Source organism: Dactylosporangium sp. CA-139114, assembly GCF_050955725.1.
In the GTDB taxonomy this organism is placed as follows: domain Bacteria; phylum Actinomycetota; class Actinomycetes; order Mycobacteriales; family Micromonosporaceae; genus Dactylosporangium.
The window spans coordinates 2,849,156-2,864,267 of sequence record NZ_CP192080.1 but is presented as its reverse complement, the minus strand read 5'-3'; the positions used below and the strand labels follow the sequence as shown (position 1 = coordinate 2,864,267).

Below are 15,112 nucleotides of genomic sequence, written 5' to 3'. Positions count from 1 at the left end.
GGGTGCGACTGCGGCGGCTCGAGCGGCAGTGCCGGCGGCTGATCGCGGACATCGAGGTGCCGGAGCCCTTCGACCTGTCCGTGTTCCTGTCCTACGTCGCCGCGCGCCGGGGACGTGACCTGCACCTGCATCCACAGCCCGCGCCGTCCGGCTCACCGTGCGGGCTGTGGCTCGCGACCGAGCAGGCCGACCACATCTTCTACGCGGCCGGGGCCGACCCGCTGCACCGCCGGCACATCATCCTGCACGAGATCGGGCACATCCTCTGCGACCACAAGGCGCCCGGTCTCGTGCTGCCGGACCTCGACCCGGCGACCGTCGCCCGGGTGCTGCTGCGCTCGACCTACTCGGCGCCGCAGGAGCAGGTGGCCGAGATGATCGCGACGATGATCAGCGGCCGGGTGCTGCGCGGCGGCACCGCCCCGCGCACCGACGACCCGCTCCTGCAGGGCCTGCAGGAGGCGTTCATCCCGGGACCGGGCCATGGCCTTCGCTGACACCCTCGAGTTCCTGGTGCTGGGCTCGCTCTGGGCGTTCACCATCTGGCGCTTCGCGACGCCGCAGCCGCCGCGGGGCCGGGCCGTCCGGCTGGTGGTCATGCTCGCCGCGCTCTCGTTCACGTTCAACCGGCGGGAGATCTCGTTCGCCACGGACCGGCTGCTGCACGTCGCCGACATATCGGTACCGCTGAAAAATCTGGCGACCGTCGCCGCATCGGCCGCGATGGTCCACGTCACCGGCCTCATGCCCGGGCCGCTCGCCGATCGTCCCCGGCTGCGCCGCTGGGCCTATGCGCTGCTCGCCGTGACCGGCGTGACCATGGCGGTGCTGTTCGTGCTGGCGCCGCGCAGCCCCGCCCGCGGCGACTTCGTGGCCGAGCACGCCGGCACGCCGCTGGTCACCGCCTACGGCGTGCTGACCCAGTTCGGCCTGTTCGTCGGCCTCGCGTGCTGCCTGGCGCTGTTCCACCCCGCGGCCGGGCGGGCCGAGCGCGGCGCCCTGCGCGCCGGGCTGCGGCTGCTCACCGCCGCGGCGCTGGTCGGGCTGCTGTTCATCGCCAACCGGGTCGCGTTCCAGGTGAGCAACGCCCTGGGCAGCGACGTGATGAACGGCCCCGGCGCGGAGAACCTGTCGCGGGTGATCCTGGCCGCGATGCTGCTGCTGTTCGCCGCGGGCGCGGCCCTGCCGGCGATCGGCGGGCTCCAGCGGTGGCTGGCGCACTACGCGGCCCTGCAGCGGCTGCGCCCCCTGTGGGCGGCGTCGGTGGCGGCCCTGCCGCACGTGGTGCTCGGCGATCCTCCGTCCCGCCTCGCCGACCTGCTCACGCTGCGGGGCGTGGACCTGCGCCTCTACCGCCGGATCATCGAGATCCGCGACGCGCAGTGGGAGCTGGGGCAAGCTCAGCAGGCACCCCCGGACGCCGACACGAGCCTGGTGGAGCAGGCACGTGCGCTCCTGCGGACTGGAAGCGTTGTGGCCACCCCCGATGTGGCGCCGACCCGGCGACCCGGCCACAACGATCCCCCCGATGCCCCCAGCGCCTCGTCAATGTGAGTTGATGGGTGCACGGTGCCCGTCAATCTGAGCTTATGATGGACATTTCCATCCGGCCGGCGGGATTGTCAAGGGTTGATGCGATGAGTGAGCCGACGCTCGCGGCCAAGCTGGACCGCCTGTTCCGCACGGTCCACCCGGCCGGACGCGGCGAGTACACCTATGAAGAGGTGGCCGCCGCCATCCGCGAGCGCGGCGTCATGATCTCGCACACATACGTGTGGCAGCTGCGCAAGGGCGCCCGCGACAACCCGACCAAGCGGCACCTGGAGGCGCTGGCCGAGTTCTTCGGCGTCAACGCGGCGTACTTCCTCGACGACGACCCGGCCACCGTCCGGCGCATCGAGGAGCAGCTCGACCTGCTGGCGGTGCTGCGTGACAGCGCGGTGCGCTCGGTCGCCCTGCGGGCCGCGGGCCTGTCCGGGCCGAGCCTGGAGGCCATCCACGGCATGATCGAGCACGCGCGCCGGATCGAGGGCCTGAGCGACGCTGACTGACGCCGGGCTCGTGCCGGGCTGGCGTTGACGCGGGCGTCAAGGTTTAGCGTGGCCTCCATGCGGATCGGCGAGTTGGCGGAGCGGGCCGGCACCAGCACACGGGCCCTGCGCTACTACGAGCAGCACGGCCTCATCGCCGCGCGGCGCACCGCCAACGGCTACCGCGAGTACGACGAGTCCGACCTGCGCCTGGTGCGCGAGATCCGCTCGCTGCTGGAGATCGGCTTCAACCTCGAGGACACGCGCCCCTTCGTGGAGTGCCTGCGCTCGGGCCGCGCCTCGGGCGCCGAGTGCCCGGGCTCGATCGAGGTGCTGGGCCGCAAGCTCGCCGACCTGGACGGGTGCATCGCGCGCCTGGTGGCGGTACGCGGTGTGGTGGAGCGTGAGCTGGCGCAGGCCACTGCCGAGGAGGAGCCCGCATGACGATCGAGGTCACCGACAAGACGTTCGCCGCCGAGGTACTGTCCAGCGACGTGCCCGTGCTCGTGGACTTCTGGGCCGAGTGGTGCCCACCGTGCCATCGGATCGCGCCGATGCTGGAGGAGCTGGCCACCGAGTACTCGGGGCGCGCCCGGGTCGTGAAGCTCAACGCCGACGAGAATCCGGTCACGGCTCGCGCCTACGGGGTGATGGCGATGCCTACGCTGGCGGTGTTCCGCTCGGGCGAGATGGTGTCGTGGCATGTGGGGGCTCGGCCCAAGGCGAAGTTGCGCGAGCAGCTGGACTCGGCGCTGTGAGGTGTTGCGGGCGATAAGTCGGGCGCTCCGCGCCACGACTTATCGGATTTATACCCCGTCGCCGTATTTGTCGTATTCCACGGCGCGCACGCTTCGTGCGGGCATCGACTTCTTCGGCTTCTTCGGCTTCTTCGAATGCTTTGCGTGCTTCGCGTGCTTCGGCGGGGCGGCTTTCCCGCGGGCGGCTGCCGGCCGCAACCCTTCGGCGAGCGGCCTCCCGCGGGCGGCTTCCTGCCCGCAGCCCTTCGGGGGGCGAACTCCCGCGGCGGCTTCCCGCCCGCAGCTCATCGGCGGCGGCCGCCGGCGGCGGCTTCCGCGTCGCGCTTGGGGGCGATCTCCGGCGGCTTCGGTGAGCAGGGGTGTTCGGCCGGAGCCGAATCACGGGTGGCGGGGCGGTAAGGGAAGACTACCCTTTGCACTGTGTCCGTCCTTCCGCCCGGGCCACCGCGGCCCGCCCCCGTGCCCCACACCGGCCGGGTCGTGCGCGCCGAGCGCCTGACCCCGAACATGCACCGCGTCGTGCTCGGCGGCGACGGGCTGGCCCGGTTCGCCGTGGGAGAGCACACCGATCACTACGTCAAGCTGATGTTCCCCCGCCCCGGCGTGGACTATCCGCAGCCGTTCGACCCGGTGGACGCCCGCGCGACGATGCCGCGGGAGCTGTGGCCGGTCACGCGGACGTACACCGTGCGCGAGTGGAACCCGGCCACCCGCGAACTCACGCTCGACTTCGTGCTGCACGGCGACAGCGGGCTGGCCGCGCAGTGGGCGGTCAACGCCCGCCCCGGCGACGAGCTGCACTTCGGCGGCCCCGGCGGCGCGTACTCGCCCGACCCCGCCGCCACCTGGCACCTCCTCGCCGGCGACGAGAGCGCCCTGCCCGCGATCGCCGCCGCCCTGCCCCGCATCCCGGCCGGCGCCACGTGCACCGCGTTCGTCGAGCTCGGGAACCCGCAGGACCGCCAGGACATCCCCGGCATCACGTGGCTGGACCGCGGCACCGGCCCGATCGGCTCGGCGCTGGTGCCGGCCGTGCTCGCGCTGCCGTGGCCCGACGCCGGCCCGGAGGCGGTGCACGCCTTCGTGCACGGGGAGGCGACGTTCGTGAAGGAGCTGCGACGGTACCTCCGTATCGACCGCTCCCTCCCCCGCGAACGCATGTCCGTGTCGGGGTACTGGCGCCTGGGCCACGACGAGGACGGCTGGCAGGCCTCGAAGCGCGCGTGGAACGCCCAGATCGAGGCCGAACAGGAGCCGGCCTTCTCGTAGCTGCTCTTCGCCCCGCACACCCGGCGCCGCGGCTCAGCACGGGCGCCATCGCTGCGGCGCCGGCCCCGACGCTGTGCCCCAGCCCGGCCGGTTCCGAGCCGGCGCACTGGCGCCCGAGCCGGCCGGTCACGAGCCGGTGCCCTGGCGTCCGAGCCGACCGGTCACGAGCCGGTGCGTCCGGCCCTCTTCGAACGAGCGCCGACCCCGCCCGAGAGCCGAGGGTGGCGGGCTGACACCAGTCACGAGCCGGTGCGTCCGGCCCTCTTCGAAGGAGCGCCGCTGCCGGCCGGGAGCCGAGGGTGGCACGGGTTACGAGCCGGCGCCCTGGCCCTCTTCGCGGGAGCGACGCTTGCGTTTGCGCCGCTCGACGCCGACGCCGCCCCACATCGCGAACCCGGTGACGATGATCCGCGGGGCGCCGTGCCGCCCCGGGCCGGACGCGTCGTGCCCGAAGCCGCCCATGAACCCGCTGCCGGTCACGTGCACCTCGGCGTCCTCCGGCACGATGACGTTCACGCCGCCCATGAGGGCGAACGCGCGGATCCTCACCTCGCCGTGGAGCATGCGGGCCTCGCGCAGATCGACGGTACCGCCGCCCCAGAACGCGAAACACGTGAACACCTTCGGCACCACCCAGGCGCCGCGGCGGGTGAAGCCGCTCATGACCGCCACGGCCGAACCGGTCGCGGGCACGTCGCCGGGGCGGGGCGGCACGCCGTCCATCATCGGCAGCGGCGCCGACCCGGCGGTGGGAAGGTCGCGGACGACGGGCTCCAGATCGGCGTACGTGCGGGCCGCGTACACCGCGTGCAACCGCTCATCGACCTCGTCCAGGTCGAGCCGCCCCTCGGCGGCCGCGGTGCGCAGCACTTCGGCGACCCGCTCCCGGTCGGCGTCCGAGGCGCGCAGCTGTCGCGGGTCGATGCGCTCGGGCAGAGGGTCGATGCGCTCGGGCAGATCGGCCATGGCGAACAGCGTAGGCCGTACGCACACGATCGCGGGACCCGTATCGCGCCGCTGCGACCACGCCACGCACCCACGCCAAGGCTCGCGCGGCCCGGACCCGACCCCGGACCGCGCTGCCGCACGGCTCGGCTCCGCACGGATCTGCTCGCGCGGGTCCGCTCGGCGCGGGTCTGCCCGCACGGATCTGCTCCGCGCGGGCCTGCTCCGTGCGGGCCTGCTCCGTGCGGGCCTGCTCCGCGCGGGCCTGCTCCGCGCGGGCCTGCTCCGCGCGGGCCTGCTCCGCGCGGGCCTGCTCCGTGCCGGCCTGCTCTGTGCCGGCCTGCTCTGTGCGGGCGGTGTGGGCGGGCGTGTCGCGAGGTCCTGTCGCGCATGCCCACTGCGCGTATGCGCGTGCCGGGTGCTCGGTTGTGCGCGGGTCGCGGGTGGCGTGATCGGCCGGTCGGCCATCACGTGCCTCGGCCGAGCGGATGCGTGGTGGGTGACGAACAGGCGAGCGGGTGCCGATGCCGAGACGCGGAACGGCCATCGCGCGGCTCCCCCCTTGGGCGCGGGCGCGCCGACGAGCGGGCGGCCGCGCATCGACGCGCGGTCACGATTCGGGTGTCACGCGAGTCGGCCGTGTGGGTGTGAGTTGGCTCCCGGGCGGGCGGGAGCGGGTCGGCGGGAGCGACGTTCGGTGCCGTACGAGTGACCGATTGTCCACTGTGGTCGCGACACGTCCCGAAAATTCCGGATAAAACGGTCTCGACGCGTATCCTGCCCGAAACAACCTCTTCGCAAACCGAAGACTTGCGCAAGGGCCTCGGTAGCGTTTTGGATGTGCTGGCGGGCCGTGCGCCACCGTCCGTGAGCGGCGGCGTCACAAGCTTCCCGATCATATGGAGGATCGATTCATGACCCATGGCGGGGATCTGTTGACGCAGCGCGATGACGCCGCGGCGCGGCCCAACTTCACGCAACAGGTCCGGGGCTACGACAAGCGCCAGGTCGACCAGTACCTCAACCAGCTCGACCGGCAGATCGCGAGCCTCACCAACGACCGCAAACGCGCGGCCGGCCAGGCTCAGGATCTGACGAACCAGGTGCAGGACCTGACCGCGCAGCTCAAGCAGCTGCAGGCGGAGCTGGTCGAGGTGAAGCAGCGGCCGGCTCGGGTCGACCGCGCCTCCTTCCGCCACCTCGGCCCGATGGTCGACCAGATCCTCGCACTGGCCGAGAAGCAGGCCGGCGTGATCATCGACAACACCGAGCAGAAGGCCGCCGAGCACCAGGCCAACGCCGAGAAGGTGCTCGCCGAGGCCAAGGAGCGCGCCGAGAAGCTCATCGCCGACGGTGAGGCCGCGCGCGAACGCTCCGAGGCCGAGGCCAAGCGCATCCACGAGCAGAGCGTCGAGCACATGGAGAAGACGCGCTCCGAGGCCGACGCCCTGGCCGAGGCCGCGCGGCAGCAGGTGCTCGCCGAGGTCAAGGCCGGCCGGGCGCAGGCCCAGCAGGAGCTGGCGCAGTGGAAGGCCACGGCGCAGCGCGAGATCGAGGAGCTCAAGGCCGCCTGCGACCGTGAGCTCACCGAGCAGCGCCAGACCACCGAGCGCGACCTGGCCCAGCAGCGCCAGGCCTCGGACCAGAAGAACGCGGCCCTGCACGCGGACGCGCAGAAGTTCGCCGCGGACCTGCGCAAGCGCTCCGAGGAGGAGAACGCTCGGCATCAGCAGCAGCTGGCGGCGGTACAGCAGGACATCCAGGCTCGCCAGAAGGCCCTCACGCAGCTGCAGGCGGAGCTGGAGTCGACCCAGACCAAGCTGGCCGACGCCCGCCGTGAGTCGACGGAGCTCGGCCGCGAGGTGACGACGCTTCAGCAGCGCCTGGGCGAGACCAAGCAGAGCCTCACCAGCGAGCTGACCCGCCTCGAGCACGCCCGCCAGGCCGCCGACTCGGCCGAGCGGCACGCCAAGGAGGTCCGGGCGCGAGTCCAGCGCGAGGCGAAGCGGGTGGCCGACCTCGCCGCGGCCGCGGTCATGGCCGCGGCGGCCGGCGGTGGCGGCGACACCGGCGAATACCCGAAGGTGCCCGCCCCGGCCCGCCAGATCCCCGAGCAGCTCCCGACGCAGCCGGACAGCGCCTCGGCCCAGGACGCCCGCCGTGAGGAGACGGCTCCCGAGCAGGCCTGACACCGCTCTCTCCGCACGTTTCTCCGAGCACATTTTCCGAACGGCCGTCGCGATGGCGTCGCGGCGGCCGTTTTCGTTCGCCGCTCGCGGTCGAGTCGCCGGCTGCTGCGCGAAAAATCAGGCATGCCGGATCGCGGAGCGTCCGGCATGTCGCCGCCCGGCCTCAGCGCGAGCGGAGCTCCCTGAAGCAGGGATCGCTCGAAGCCGGCGACGCCCTCGGTCGGGCGCCGGCTCAAGCCGCGCGGCGAGGGCATCCGCGCCGCAGAAGGGGGATGCCCTCGAACAGGTCTCAGCGGTGCCGCTCCGGCAGTGTCACCGGATGCGGGCGACGGCGCCGTAGCAGGCGACCTCCTCGGCCGGCGGGCGCGGACCGGGGACGTCGGCGGCGTGCCAGTACGCGACCGACTCGATGCCCGGCTCGACCAGCTCGAAGGCCGACAGCAGCTCCGCGAAGCGCGCACTGGTGCGGGCCTGGAAGCGGCCGTCGGCGTTGTTGGCGCTCAGCCGCTCGATGACCTCGTCGGGCAGGAACTCCCAGGTGGCGTGGGACGCGACCAGGTAGCTGCCGGGGGCGAGGGCGGCGGTGAGCTTGTCGACGATCTCCTGCGGGTGCTCGTCCTCGCGGATGAAGTGCAGGACCGCGACGAGCAGGAGGCCGACCGGCTTCGACAGGTCGAGGGTGCCGGTCAGGTCGGGGTGCTTCAGGATCGCGTCGGGCTCGCGCAGGTCGCCGTCGATGTAGGCGTTCATGCCGCCCGGCGCGCTCGTCAGCAGCGCCCGCGCGTGGGTGAGCACGATGGGGTCGTTGTCGACGTAGACCACGCGGCTGGCGGGGTCGACGGCCTGGGCGATCTCGTGGGTGTTGTTCGGCGCCGGGATGCCGGTGCCGATGTCGAGGAACTGCCGGATGCCCTGCTCGGCGAGGTAGCGCACGGCGCGGCCCATGAAGGCGCGATTCTCCACCGCCATGAGCTTCACGCCGGGCATGGCGGCCGCGATCGCATCGCCGGAGGCCCGGTCGGCGGCGAAGTGGTCCTTGCCGCCCAACCAGTAGTTGTATCGCCTGGCCGGGTGCGCGACGGTGGTGTCGATACGCGCCCGGGCGTCATCGGTGGTGTCCATCAGGCCACCATCGTAGCCATCGGTGAGCACGATTGGTCAACGTCACCGATGGGTACGTTCGCGGCGTGAGGATCGTGGTGGTGGCGCACCGCAAGAAGACGCTCGGGGGCGGCCTCGACGAGCTGCGGCGCGAGCTGGACCGGGCGGGGGCCGGCAAGGTCGGCTGGCATACGGTACCGAAGAGCAAGAAGGCCCCGAAGAAGGTCCGCAAGGCCGTCGACGCCGGTGCGGACCTGGTGTTCGTGTGGGGCGGCGACGGCATGGTGCAGCGCTGCGTCGACGCGGTGGCGGGCACCGGCGTCACGGTCGCCATCATCCCGGCCGGCACCGCGAACCTGTTCGCCTCGGCGCTGCGCATCCCCCGCGACATCCGCGAGGCCGTGCGGATCGGGCTGCACGGCGAGCGCAGGCGGTACGACCTGGGCCGCATCGACGGCGAGCACTTCGCGGTGATGGCGGGGGCCGGCTTCGACGCGGCGATGATCGAGGACGCCGACCGCCGGCTCAAGCGCCAGGCGGGCCGCCTCGCCTACGTGCGCACCGCGCTGCGCCACGTGCGGGACGCCCCGGTCCACACGATCGTGCACCTCGACGACGAGCCGTGGTTCGAGGGCCCCGCGACGTGCCTGCTCATGGGCAACATCGGCACGATCTCGGGCGGGATCAAGGCGTTCGACGACGCGAGCCCGTTCGACGGGCGGCTGGAGGTCGGCGTGACCACCGCGCGCGGGGCGCTGCAGTGGGCGCGCACGGTCGGGGTCATGGCGACGGGGCGCACGGACCGGTCGAAGTTCGTGCGGATGGGCAGCGCGCGCAAGGTGTACGCCGAGTTCGCCGAGCCCGTCCTGCTGGAGCTCGACGGCGGGTCGCGCAAGCGGGTCAAGCGCGTGGAGGCCGAGGCGGTGCCCGGCGCCGTCACCCTCGCGGTGCCCGCCGAACAAGCCTGAGCATCGACGTCCACAGTGGAGCGCACGAACGGTTCGCGGTGTGTTGCGGAGGATTTCTGCTCGGGTCCGCGTCAGCTGCGGACCGTCGCTCCCGCCAGGAATCCCGGCCTCCGTGGGGGGCAGGGTCGCTAACGCGGAAGCTGCTGCAGCACGATCCGCGCCATCTCGGCGACCAACGCCCCGTCCTCCGTGTGCGCGAACTCCATCGCCGAGTGCGAGCCCCGGCCACAGACGGCCGCGGTGTAGCGGGGTGCGACGACGATGAGCGCGCACTCCTCGACGGCGGCGCCCGGCCCCTGCGCGAAGCGCACCCCGGGCCCGGCGGCGGCCGGGTGCAGCGGCGCGACCAGCCCGACGAACGCGGCCCGCTCGGCGAGCCCGGTCAGCGACGGCAGCCACGACCGCGCCGTGTCCGCGTCGGTGCACGTGGCCAGCACGACGGCGCCGTTGCCGGCCCGCCGCAGCACGTGGTCGAGCCGCGCGGCGAACGCCTCGGGCGTGGCGGCACGGGTCTTGCCCCGGGCCGCGGCCGCCTCGAACGGCGTCCCGGCGGGAAGGTGCACGTCCGGCCGCGACCCGCGCAGGCGGGGCGCCGGCACGAACCGGCCGGCGTGCTCGGGCAGGGGGGCCGGCTCGCCGAACAGCAGCCCCTGGCCCCAGTGCGCGCCGAGGGCCCGCGCGTTGGCGAGGTCCTGCGGCGTCTCGATCCCCTCGGCCACGATGAGCGCCCCGGTGTGCTCGGCGACCGCGTTCACCGCGGCCACCACCTCGACGGTCCGCGGCGCGTGCGGGGCGCGCAGGAGCTGCAGGTCGAGCTTGACGATCTCCGGCTCCAGCAGCGGCAGGAAGGCCAGGGACATCGGGTCGGCGCCGACGTCGTCGAGCGCGAGGCAGTGCCCGTGGCCCTGCACGGCCGCGGCGAGCTGGAGCAGCGCGGCGGGGTGGGCCGAGAGCGCGCGCTCGGTGTATTCGAGGACCATCCGGAACGGCGCGTCCGTCATGAGCTCCCGCACCCGCGCGGACAGCGGCTGGTTGATCACGGCGGGCTCGGCGTTGACGAAGACGAGGGGCGGGGGCGCGTCGGAGGCGCGGGCGGTCTCGAGGGCCCGCTCCGCGCACAGCGCGTCGAGCTCGGCCAGCCGCCCGGCCGCGACGGCCGCGGCGAAGAGGTCCCGCGCCCGCCAGAGCCCCGACCCGGCCGGGCCGCGCGAGAGCGCCTCGACCCCGATCGGCCGCAGCCCGTCCAGCTCCACGATCGGCTGGAACAGCGGCGTGACCGCCCGCTCGGCGAGGACCCGCTCGATCGTCCAGGCCCCGTCGCGCACGGCCCAGTCCACGGTGCCGTCGGCCGCGCCGCCCCGCGAGGCCAGCCACGGCGCCCCGCCGACAGCGCCGCCGCGCGACCACCACCGGGGACCGGGCCCGCCCGCCGGCTCGGCCGAGCGCTCGGGGCCGTCCGGCGCGTCGGCGGCGGGCGCGGCGGTGCCGGCGCCGGTGTCGAGGACCTGCTGCAGGCCGGCCAGCTCCAGGACCGAGGTGCGGGTGGCCACCGGCGTCTCCAGCATGCCCAGCGGGGTGACCTCCACGGTGTCGTCCTCGAGTCCGATCGTCGGGGCGGCCGTCGCCGCCGGACCGAGCCGGGCGCGCAGCACATTGCGGGACGCCAGCGTGCGGCTGACGCGGGAACGGAAGGACGAGGGCCGCAGCGGCGCGGGTGCCGGAATGGACACGGAGGGTGACGAAGCGGTGGGTGCGGGAGGAACATTCGGCCGGTCTTGGGCCTGCATGCCAACCTCCCGGCTCGACACCGCCATGTGCCCCGCTCCCCAGCACACCCTAGTCCCTCGCCCACCGTCAATCCAGCCGTGCAGGTCAGCCCCGCGAGCCGAGATCAAGTCCCTGACCAGCCGGAGCGCTCCCAGCCCATCGAACGAGATCAAGCTCACCCGACCCCACACGGCGCAACACAAACGCAGGCGCGGGCCAACGCGAACCCAACCGGACCGTCCGCATCCGAGCGACTACGGAGGCGTGAGCACCGTCCACAGAGGAACAACGCTCCGCAGTGGAGCCCGCACGTCCCGGCCGGCACCCGCGGGGCGGGCACCGGCCGGAGCGGGGCGGACGAGACGCTCAGGCGGTCGCGGCGATCACCTCGACCGACTGGGTGTCGGCGTTGACGGCCGCGGTCGAGTACGAGCAGTCCCGCAGGCGCTTCTGGGAGTACAGCTGCGTCTGGTCCGTGTAGTGCGGCGACGAGGGGTCCCCGGACTCCCCGAACGTGAGGATGCACTTGGCCGACGGGCCGCTGCCGGTGTAGGCGAGCGTCAGCAGGAAGCTGGTCCCGTAGTTGACGACGTAGCCCTTGTCGGTCAGGTCGCTGCCCGGCACGAAGGTCCCCGGGTCCATGAACGGCTCCAGCGACGTGCCCGGCGCGGGCTCGTACTGCGCCATGCTCGCGCTCCCGATGTTCTCCGTCGACCCGGGCACCGGGATCTTCTGGCCGTTCTTGATCGTGTACTGCACCTGCGACATCGGCACGTTGAGCGCCAGCCCGACCGCCCGCATCCGCTGCATGCCCCGGGCCAGCCCGGCCAGCAGCCCGTCGGGCGAGGCGGGGGCGCCGCGCGGGGTGCGGCCCGGGTCCGCGGGGTTGAACGGGGTCCCGAAGAGCGGCCCGGCCTCGTCCAGCGCGCCCGGGTTGGCCGCGACCACGGCGCCCACGGTCTCGCGCCACAGCACGGCCCCGCGGCTGGCGAGCTCGAACTGCCGGTCCCACGCGGCCAGCACGGAGCAGCCGGCGCTGACGTCGACCGGCGTGCCGTCCACGACCACCGGCGTGTGGCCGCGGGCCTGGCAGGCGCTCACCGTGTACGCGGCCAGCTGCGCCGCCGTGAACGTGTCACCGGAGAGGATCGTGGTGCCGAGGCCCGCCAGGTCGAACTTGGCCTGGCCGGTGATCAGCTTGACGTTCTGCCGCGTGCGGACCGTCAGCGGCGTGCCCTCCGGCCCCTGCAGCGGCGTGAAGCCGGTCAGGAACTGGTTCGCGTTGGGCACCCAGTGGCTGTCGTTGGAGTTGAACACGTAGTCGCGGCGGGTCAGCTGCGGCTGCCGGGCGAAGGGCACCAGCCCCGGCGAGCGGGCGCCCGGCGCGGTGACCCAGGCGTTGGCCGAGTTGCTGCCGTCGAGCAGGCCCAGCGGGTTGCCCGACCACTCGGCGATCGAGGCCGGCGAGAGGTTCGGCGTCGGCGAGGAGTCGACGTAGAAGGCGTTGCCGGAGGAGTCCGTGGCGATCGTGTTCACCCACGGGATGCCCTGGTTCGCGGCGATCGAGGCCTTCAGGCCGTTCACGTCGGTGGACCGGGCCATGTTCAGCCACGTGCGGATGAGCTTGTCGTTGTCGATGTTGGCGTCGCGGTAGGTGATCGCGGAGTACTCGTTCCAGCCCAGCGACGGGTCGATGGCGGACAGGTCGAGCACCGGCCCGTAGCGCGTGGACCACATCGTGCGGGTCACGTTGCGCAGCGACCCGTCGGCCTGCTTCACCTTCACGGTCACGGACTTGCCGGTCATCGGCTCGGTGGCGCCGTCCACGGTGTACTTCGTCGGCTGCCCGGGCACCAGGTTCACGGAGTAGAAGGTGAACCGCGAGCCGGCGGCGATCGTGTGCGTCCACGCGACCTTGTCGGTGAAGCCGATCTGCACGCCCGGCAGGCCCCCGAGGCTCGCGCCGTAGACGTTGACGTTGCCCGCCACCGTCAGCTGCGACTCCCAGAAGCGCAGCTCGCCCTCCCACGGGAAGTGCGGGTTGCCCACGAGCATGCCCTTGCCGGTCTGGGACTTGTCCGCGCCCAGCGCCCAGCCGTTGCTCGACAGCGACTTGCTCTGCCCGGTCAGCTGCGCGACGCCGGCCTGGACCTGCCGCTTGGACACGGCCAGCGCGGCGGTCGACGGCGGCGTGGCGGCCGCGATCGGCAGCAGCAGCGCGCCGCCGCTGGCGAGCAGGGCGATGTCGCGGTCGTAGGCGAGCAGGTCCACGGCGCTGATGGGCTTCACCCACGGCTGCCCCGCGCACCAGCCCGGCACCCGCGCGGCGGTCCGGCTCGCCAGGAAGGCGTTGTAGCCGCGGACGTAGCCGTTGACCATGTCGCGCTCGTCGGCGCTGAGCGTGGCGAGCTGGGCCTGGGCGCGGTCGACGACCCCGAGGGAGGCGTAGGCGAAGTCGGTGGCCAGGTTGGCGTCGTCCGCGCCCGGGCCGAAGTAGCGGGAGCGCTCGCTGCGCACCTTGACGATCTGGTCGGCGAGGTCGCAGAAGCGGTCCTCGGCGTAGGCCCACGCCTGCCCGAAGGCGACGGAGCCGAGGTTCGCGGCGGTGATGTGCGGCACCCCGTAGGAGGTGCGCTTGATGACGGCGGAGTACCCGCCGGCGGCGACCGCGTCGGCGGCCGCGGCGGCCGGTCCCGCGGTGGTGACGGCGACGGCTGGGGACAACAGCGCCGCGGCGGCGAGCGCGATGACGACCCGGCGGGTTGCGGACACATTTCCTCCGTCGTGTAGAACACCAATACGGGGAAGATCACAAAAACCGTGCGCGTCAACCACAGTACGCAGCGTCATCACTGGTTTCAATGGCCACACCAGTCACACAACGCACCGCGGGAGCATCGAATCCGTTGAATCGCGATGCATAGACCGTGGTGTACGCTCCCGCGCTGCCGAGGTACACCTGGTCGCCGGCGCGCAGGTCGGCGGACAGCTCGACGTCGAACATGATCGTGTCCTGGCTGTCACAGGTCGGCCCGGTCAGGTGGAACCGGTCGCGGGTCGCGCCACCGCGCGAGTCGGAGACGGGAAAGCGCAGCTGGTTGCCGGTCTCCAGGCTCTCCATGAGCCCGTTGAACGCGCCCACGTCCAGGTGCGCCCAGCGCCGGCCGGCGCGGACCGCGGTGCCGATCACGGTCGTGCGCAGCCGCCCGGCCTCGGCCACGAGCGCCCGGCCCGGCTCGCAGACGGCCTGCACCGGATACGGAAGCTCGGCCAGCCCGGTGCCGATGGTCGCGCCGTAGTCGGCCAGGGGCGGAATCTTTCCGGCGTACCGCGCGGGAAAGCCGCCGCCGAGGTTCACCATGTGCACAAAGACATTTTCGGCCGCCAATTCGTACATCACGTACCCGACGGCCCGCAGCGGCGCCCGCCACGCGTGCGGCAGCAGCATCTGCGAGCCGACGTGGAAGGCGATCCCGTACGGGCGCAGCCCGCGCTCGCGCGCGGCGAGCATGAGGGCCACGGCGTGCCGGGCGTCGACGCCGAACTTGCCCTCGCTGGGCACGCCGCTGCGGATCTGGTGCGCGGCCAGGCGCACCACGACGGCGGCGCCGGGCGCGGCGACGGCGAGCTTGTCCAGCTCGTCCTCGGAGTCGGCGGCGAAGCGCCACACGCCGGCCGCGGACTGCCGCGCGATGTGCGTGAGCGGCTTGACCGGGTTGCTCGACAGCACCAGCCCCGGGTCCGCCCCGATGCCGACGAGGGCGTCGAGCTCGGCGGCGGAGGCGATCTCGAAGCGGCCCCCGAGGGCGTGCAGCAGCGCGAGGATCTCCGGGTGCGGGTTGCACTTCATCGCGTAGTGCACGTCCACGCCGGGCAGCGCGGCGGCGAACCCGCGGTAGGCGGCGGCCACCCGATCGAGGTCGATGACGAGCTCGGGGGACGGCGGGAAGGCGTCGAGGCGGTCCATGGCCCCTCCCGAGATCGCAGATGGCGACGGATTGAGAGCACCATATTGCACAACGTGACTCTTGGACTACTCTCAATACACCATCGATCGAAAAAAGTTGATCGACTCCAGTTCACGG

At 72.9% G+C, this 15,112-nt stretch carries 14 protein-coding genes; 9 read left to right on the top strand and 5 right to left on the bottom strand.

Annotated elements, in window-relative coordinates:
* The first annotated feature begins 2 nt into the window (after nt 1-2).
* The 6 genes from ACQP2P_RS12980 to ACQP2P_RS12955 all read left to right on the top strand — a co-directional run bounded on the left by ACQP2P_RS12980 (nt 3) and on the right by ACQP2P_RS12955 (nt 4,057).
* Nucleotides 3-497 (top strand): hypothetical protein, encoded by a 495-nt coding sequence (locus ACQP2P_RS12980; protein ID WP_433615872.1) that lies wholly within the window; start codon nt 3-5, stop codon nt 495-497.
* Nucleotides 484-1,554: an MAB_1171c family putative transporter gene (locus ACQP2P_RS12975; RefSeq protein WP_433615871.1), complete on the top strand. Its 1,071-nt coding sequence runs from the start codon at nt 484-486 to the stop codon at nt 1,552-1,554. Before ACQP2P_RS12980 ends, ACQP2P_RS12975 begins: the two co-directional genes overlap by 14 nt.
* An 83-nt stretch (nt 1,555-1,637) precedes the next feature.
* Nucleotides 1,638-2,051: an XRE family transcriptional regulator gene (locus ACQP2P_RS12970; protein WP_433615870.1), complete on the top strand. Its 414-nt coding sequence runs from the start codon at nt 1,638-1,640 to the stop codon at nt 2,049-2,051.
* 57 nt (nt 2,052-2,108) lie between these two features.
* Complete coding sequence (locus tag ACQP2P_RS12965; protein ID WP_433615867.1) at nt 2,109-2,474, top strand: MerR family transcriptional regulator; 366 nt, start codon at nt 2,109-2,111, stop codon at nt 2,472-2,474.
* Nucleotides 2,471-2,788: a thioredoxin gene (trxA, locus tag ACQP2P_RS12960; RefSeq protein ID WP_433615865.1), complete on the top strand. Its 318-nt coding sequence runs from the start codon at nt 2,471-2,473 to the stop codon at nt 2,786-2,788. The genes ACQP2P_RS12965 and trxA overlap by 4 nt, the downstream gene beginning before the upstream one ends.
* A 420-nt stretch (nt 2,789-3,208) precedes the next feature.
* Nucleotides 3,209-4,057, top strand: a complete 849-nt coding sequence (locus tag ACQP2P_RS12955) for a siderophore-interacting protein (RefSeq protein ID WP_433615863.1) — start codon at nt 3,209-3,211, stop codon at nt 4,055-4,057.
* Between the two features lie 309 nt (nt 4,058-4,366).
* On the opposite strand, the gene ACQP2P_RS12950 is transcribed toward ACQP2P_RS12955, so the two are convergent.
* On the bottom strand, nt 4,367-5,023 hold the full coding sequence (locus ACQP2P_RS12950; protein WP_433615861.1) for a DUF1707 domain-containing protein: 657 nt from the start codon (nt 5,021-5,023) through the stop codon (nt 4,367-4,369).
* 206 nt (nt 5,024-5,229) lie between these two features.
* Here ACQP2P_RS12950 and ACQP2P_RS12945 point away from each other — a divergent pair, with 206 nt between their 5' ends.
* Both ACQP2P_RS12945 and ACQP2P_RS12940 read left to right on the top strand, forming a co-directional pair.
* The gene (locus ACQP2P_RS12945) at nt 5,230-5,454 is read left to right on the top strand and encodes a hypothetical protein (protein WP_433615859.1); all 225 of its coding nucleotides are present in this window, start codon (nt 5,230-5,232) and stop codon (nt 5,452-5,454) included.
* Between the two features lie 462 nt (nt 5,455-5,916).
* A complete protein-coding gene (locus ACQP2P_RS12940; protein ID WP_433615858.1) occupies nt 5,917-7,191 on the top strand; it encodes a hypothetical protein in 1,275 nt (424 codons plus the stop codon).
* A gap of 312 nt (nt 7,192-7,503) precedes the next feature.
* Here ACQP2P_RS12940 and ACQP2P_RS12935 read toward each other — a convergent pair whose 3' ends face one another.
* On the bottom strand, nt 7,504-8,313 hold the full coding sequence (locus ACQP2P_RS12935; RefSeq protein WP_433615856.1) for an SAM-dependent methyltransferase: 810 nt from the start codon (nt 8,311-8,313) through the stop codon (nt 7,504-7,506).
* Nucleotides 8,314-8,378: 65 nt separating this feature from the next.
* Between ACQP2P_RS12935 and ACQP2P_RS12930 the strand changes: the two genes are divergently transcribed.
* Nucleotides 8,379-9,260 carry a diacylglycerol/lipid kinase family protein gene (locus tag ACQP2P_RS12930; RefSeq protein ID WP_433615854.1) on the top strand — a complete coding sequence of 294 codons (882 nt, stop codon included), beginning with the start codon at nt 8,379-8,381 and terminating at the stop codon, nt 9,258-9,260.
* Nucleotides 9,261-9,388: 128 nt separating this feature from the next.
* On the opposite strand, the gene ACQP2P_RS12925 is transcribed toward ACQP2P_RS12930, so the two are convergent.
* The 3 genes from ACQP2P_RS12925 to ACQP2P_RS12915 form a co-directional block, all read right to left on the bottom strand.
* Nucleotides 9,389-10,990, bottom strand: coding sequence for an EAL domain-containing protein (locus tag ACQP2P_RS12925; RefSeq protein ID WP_433615853.1), 1,602 nt, complete (start codon nt 10,988-10,990; stop codon nt 9,389-9,391).
* Between the two features lie 403 nt (nt 10,991-11,393).
* Nucleotides 11,394-13,799 (bottom strand): penicillin acylase family protein, encoded by a 2,406-nt coding sequence (locus tag ACQP2P_RS12920; RefSeq protein ID WP_433615851.1) that lies wholly within the window; start codon nt 13,797-13,799, stop codon nt 11,394-11,396.
* A gap of 55 nt (nt 13,800-13,854) precedes the next feature.
* Entirely contained in the window at nt 13,855-14,994 is a 1,140-nt protein-coding gene (locus tag ACQP2P_RS12915; protein WP_433615849.1) for a type III PLP-dependent enzyme, read from the bottom strand.
* Nucleotides 14,995-15,112 lie beyond the last annotated feature (118 nt).

What these genes read in the sequence shown, in the direction of transcription:
- ACQP2P_RS12915 (WP_433615849.1), bottom strand. Translation starts at nt 14,994, where the DNA reads ATGGACCGCCTCGACGCCTTCCCGCCGTCCCCCGAGCTCGTCATCGAC.
- ACQP2P_RS12935 (WP_433615856.1), bottom strand. Translation starts at nt 8,313, where the DNA reads ATGGACACCACCGATGACGCCCGGGCGCGTATCGACACCACCGTCGCG.
- ACQP2P_RS12970 (WP_433615870.1), top strand. Translation starts at nt 1,638, where the DNA reads ATGAGTGAGCCGACGCTCGCGGCCAAGCTGGACCGCCTGTTCCGCACG.
- ACQP2P_RS12965 (WP_433615867.1), top strand. Translation starts at nt 2,109, where the DNA reads ATGCGGATCGGCGAGTTGGCGGAGCGGGCCGGCACCAGCACACGGGCC.
- ACQP2P_RS12975 (WP_433615871.1), top strand. Translation starts at nt 484, where the DNA reads ATGGCCTTCGCTGACACCCTCGAGTTCCTGGTGCTGGGCTCGCTCTGG.
- ACQP2P_RS12940 (WP_433615858.1), top strand. Translation starts at nt 5,917, where the DNA reads ATGACCCATGGCGGGGATCTGTTGACGCAGCGCGATGACGCCGCGGCG.
- trxA (WP_433615865.1), top strand. Translation starts at nt 2,471, where the DNA reads ATGACGATCGAGGTCACCGACAAGACGTTCGCCGCCGAGGTACTGTCC.
- ACQP2P_RS12950 (WP_433615861.1), bottom strand. Translation starts at nt 5,023, where the DNA reads ATGGCCGATCTGCCCGAGCGCATCGACCCTCTGCCCGAGCGCATCGAC.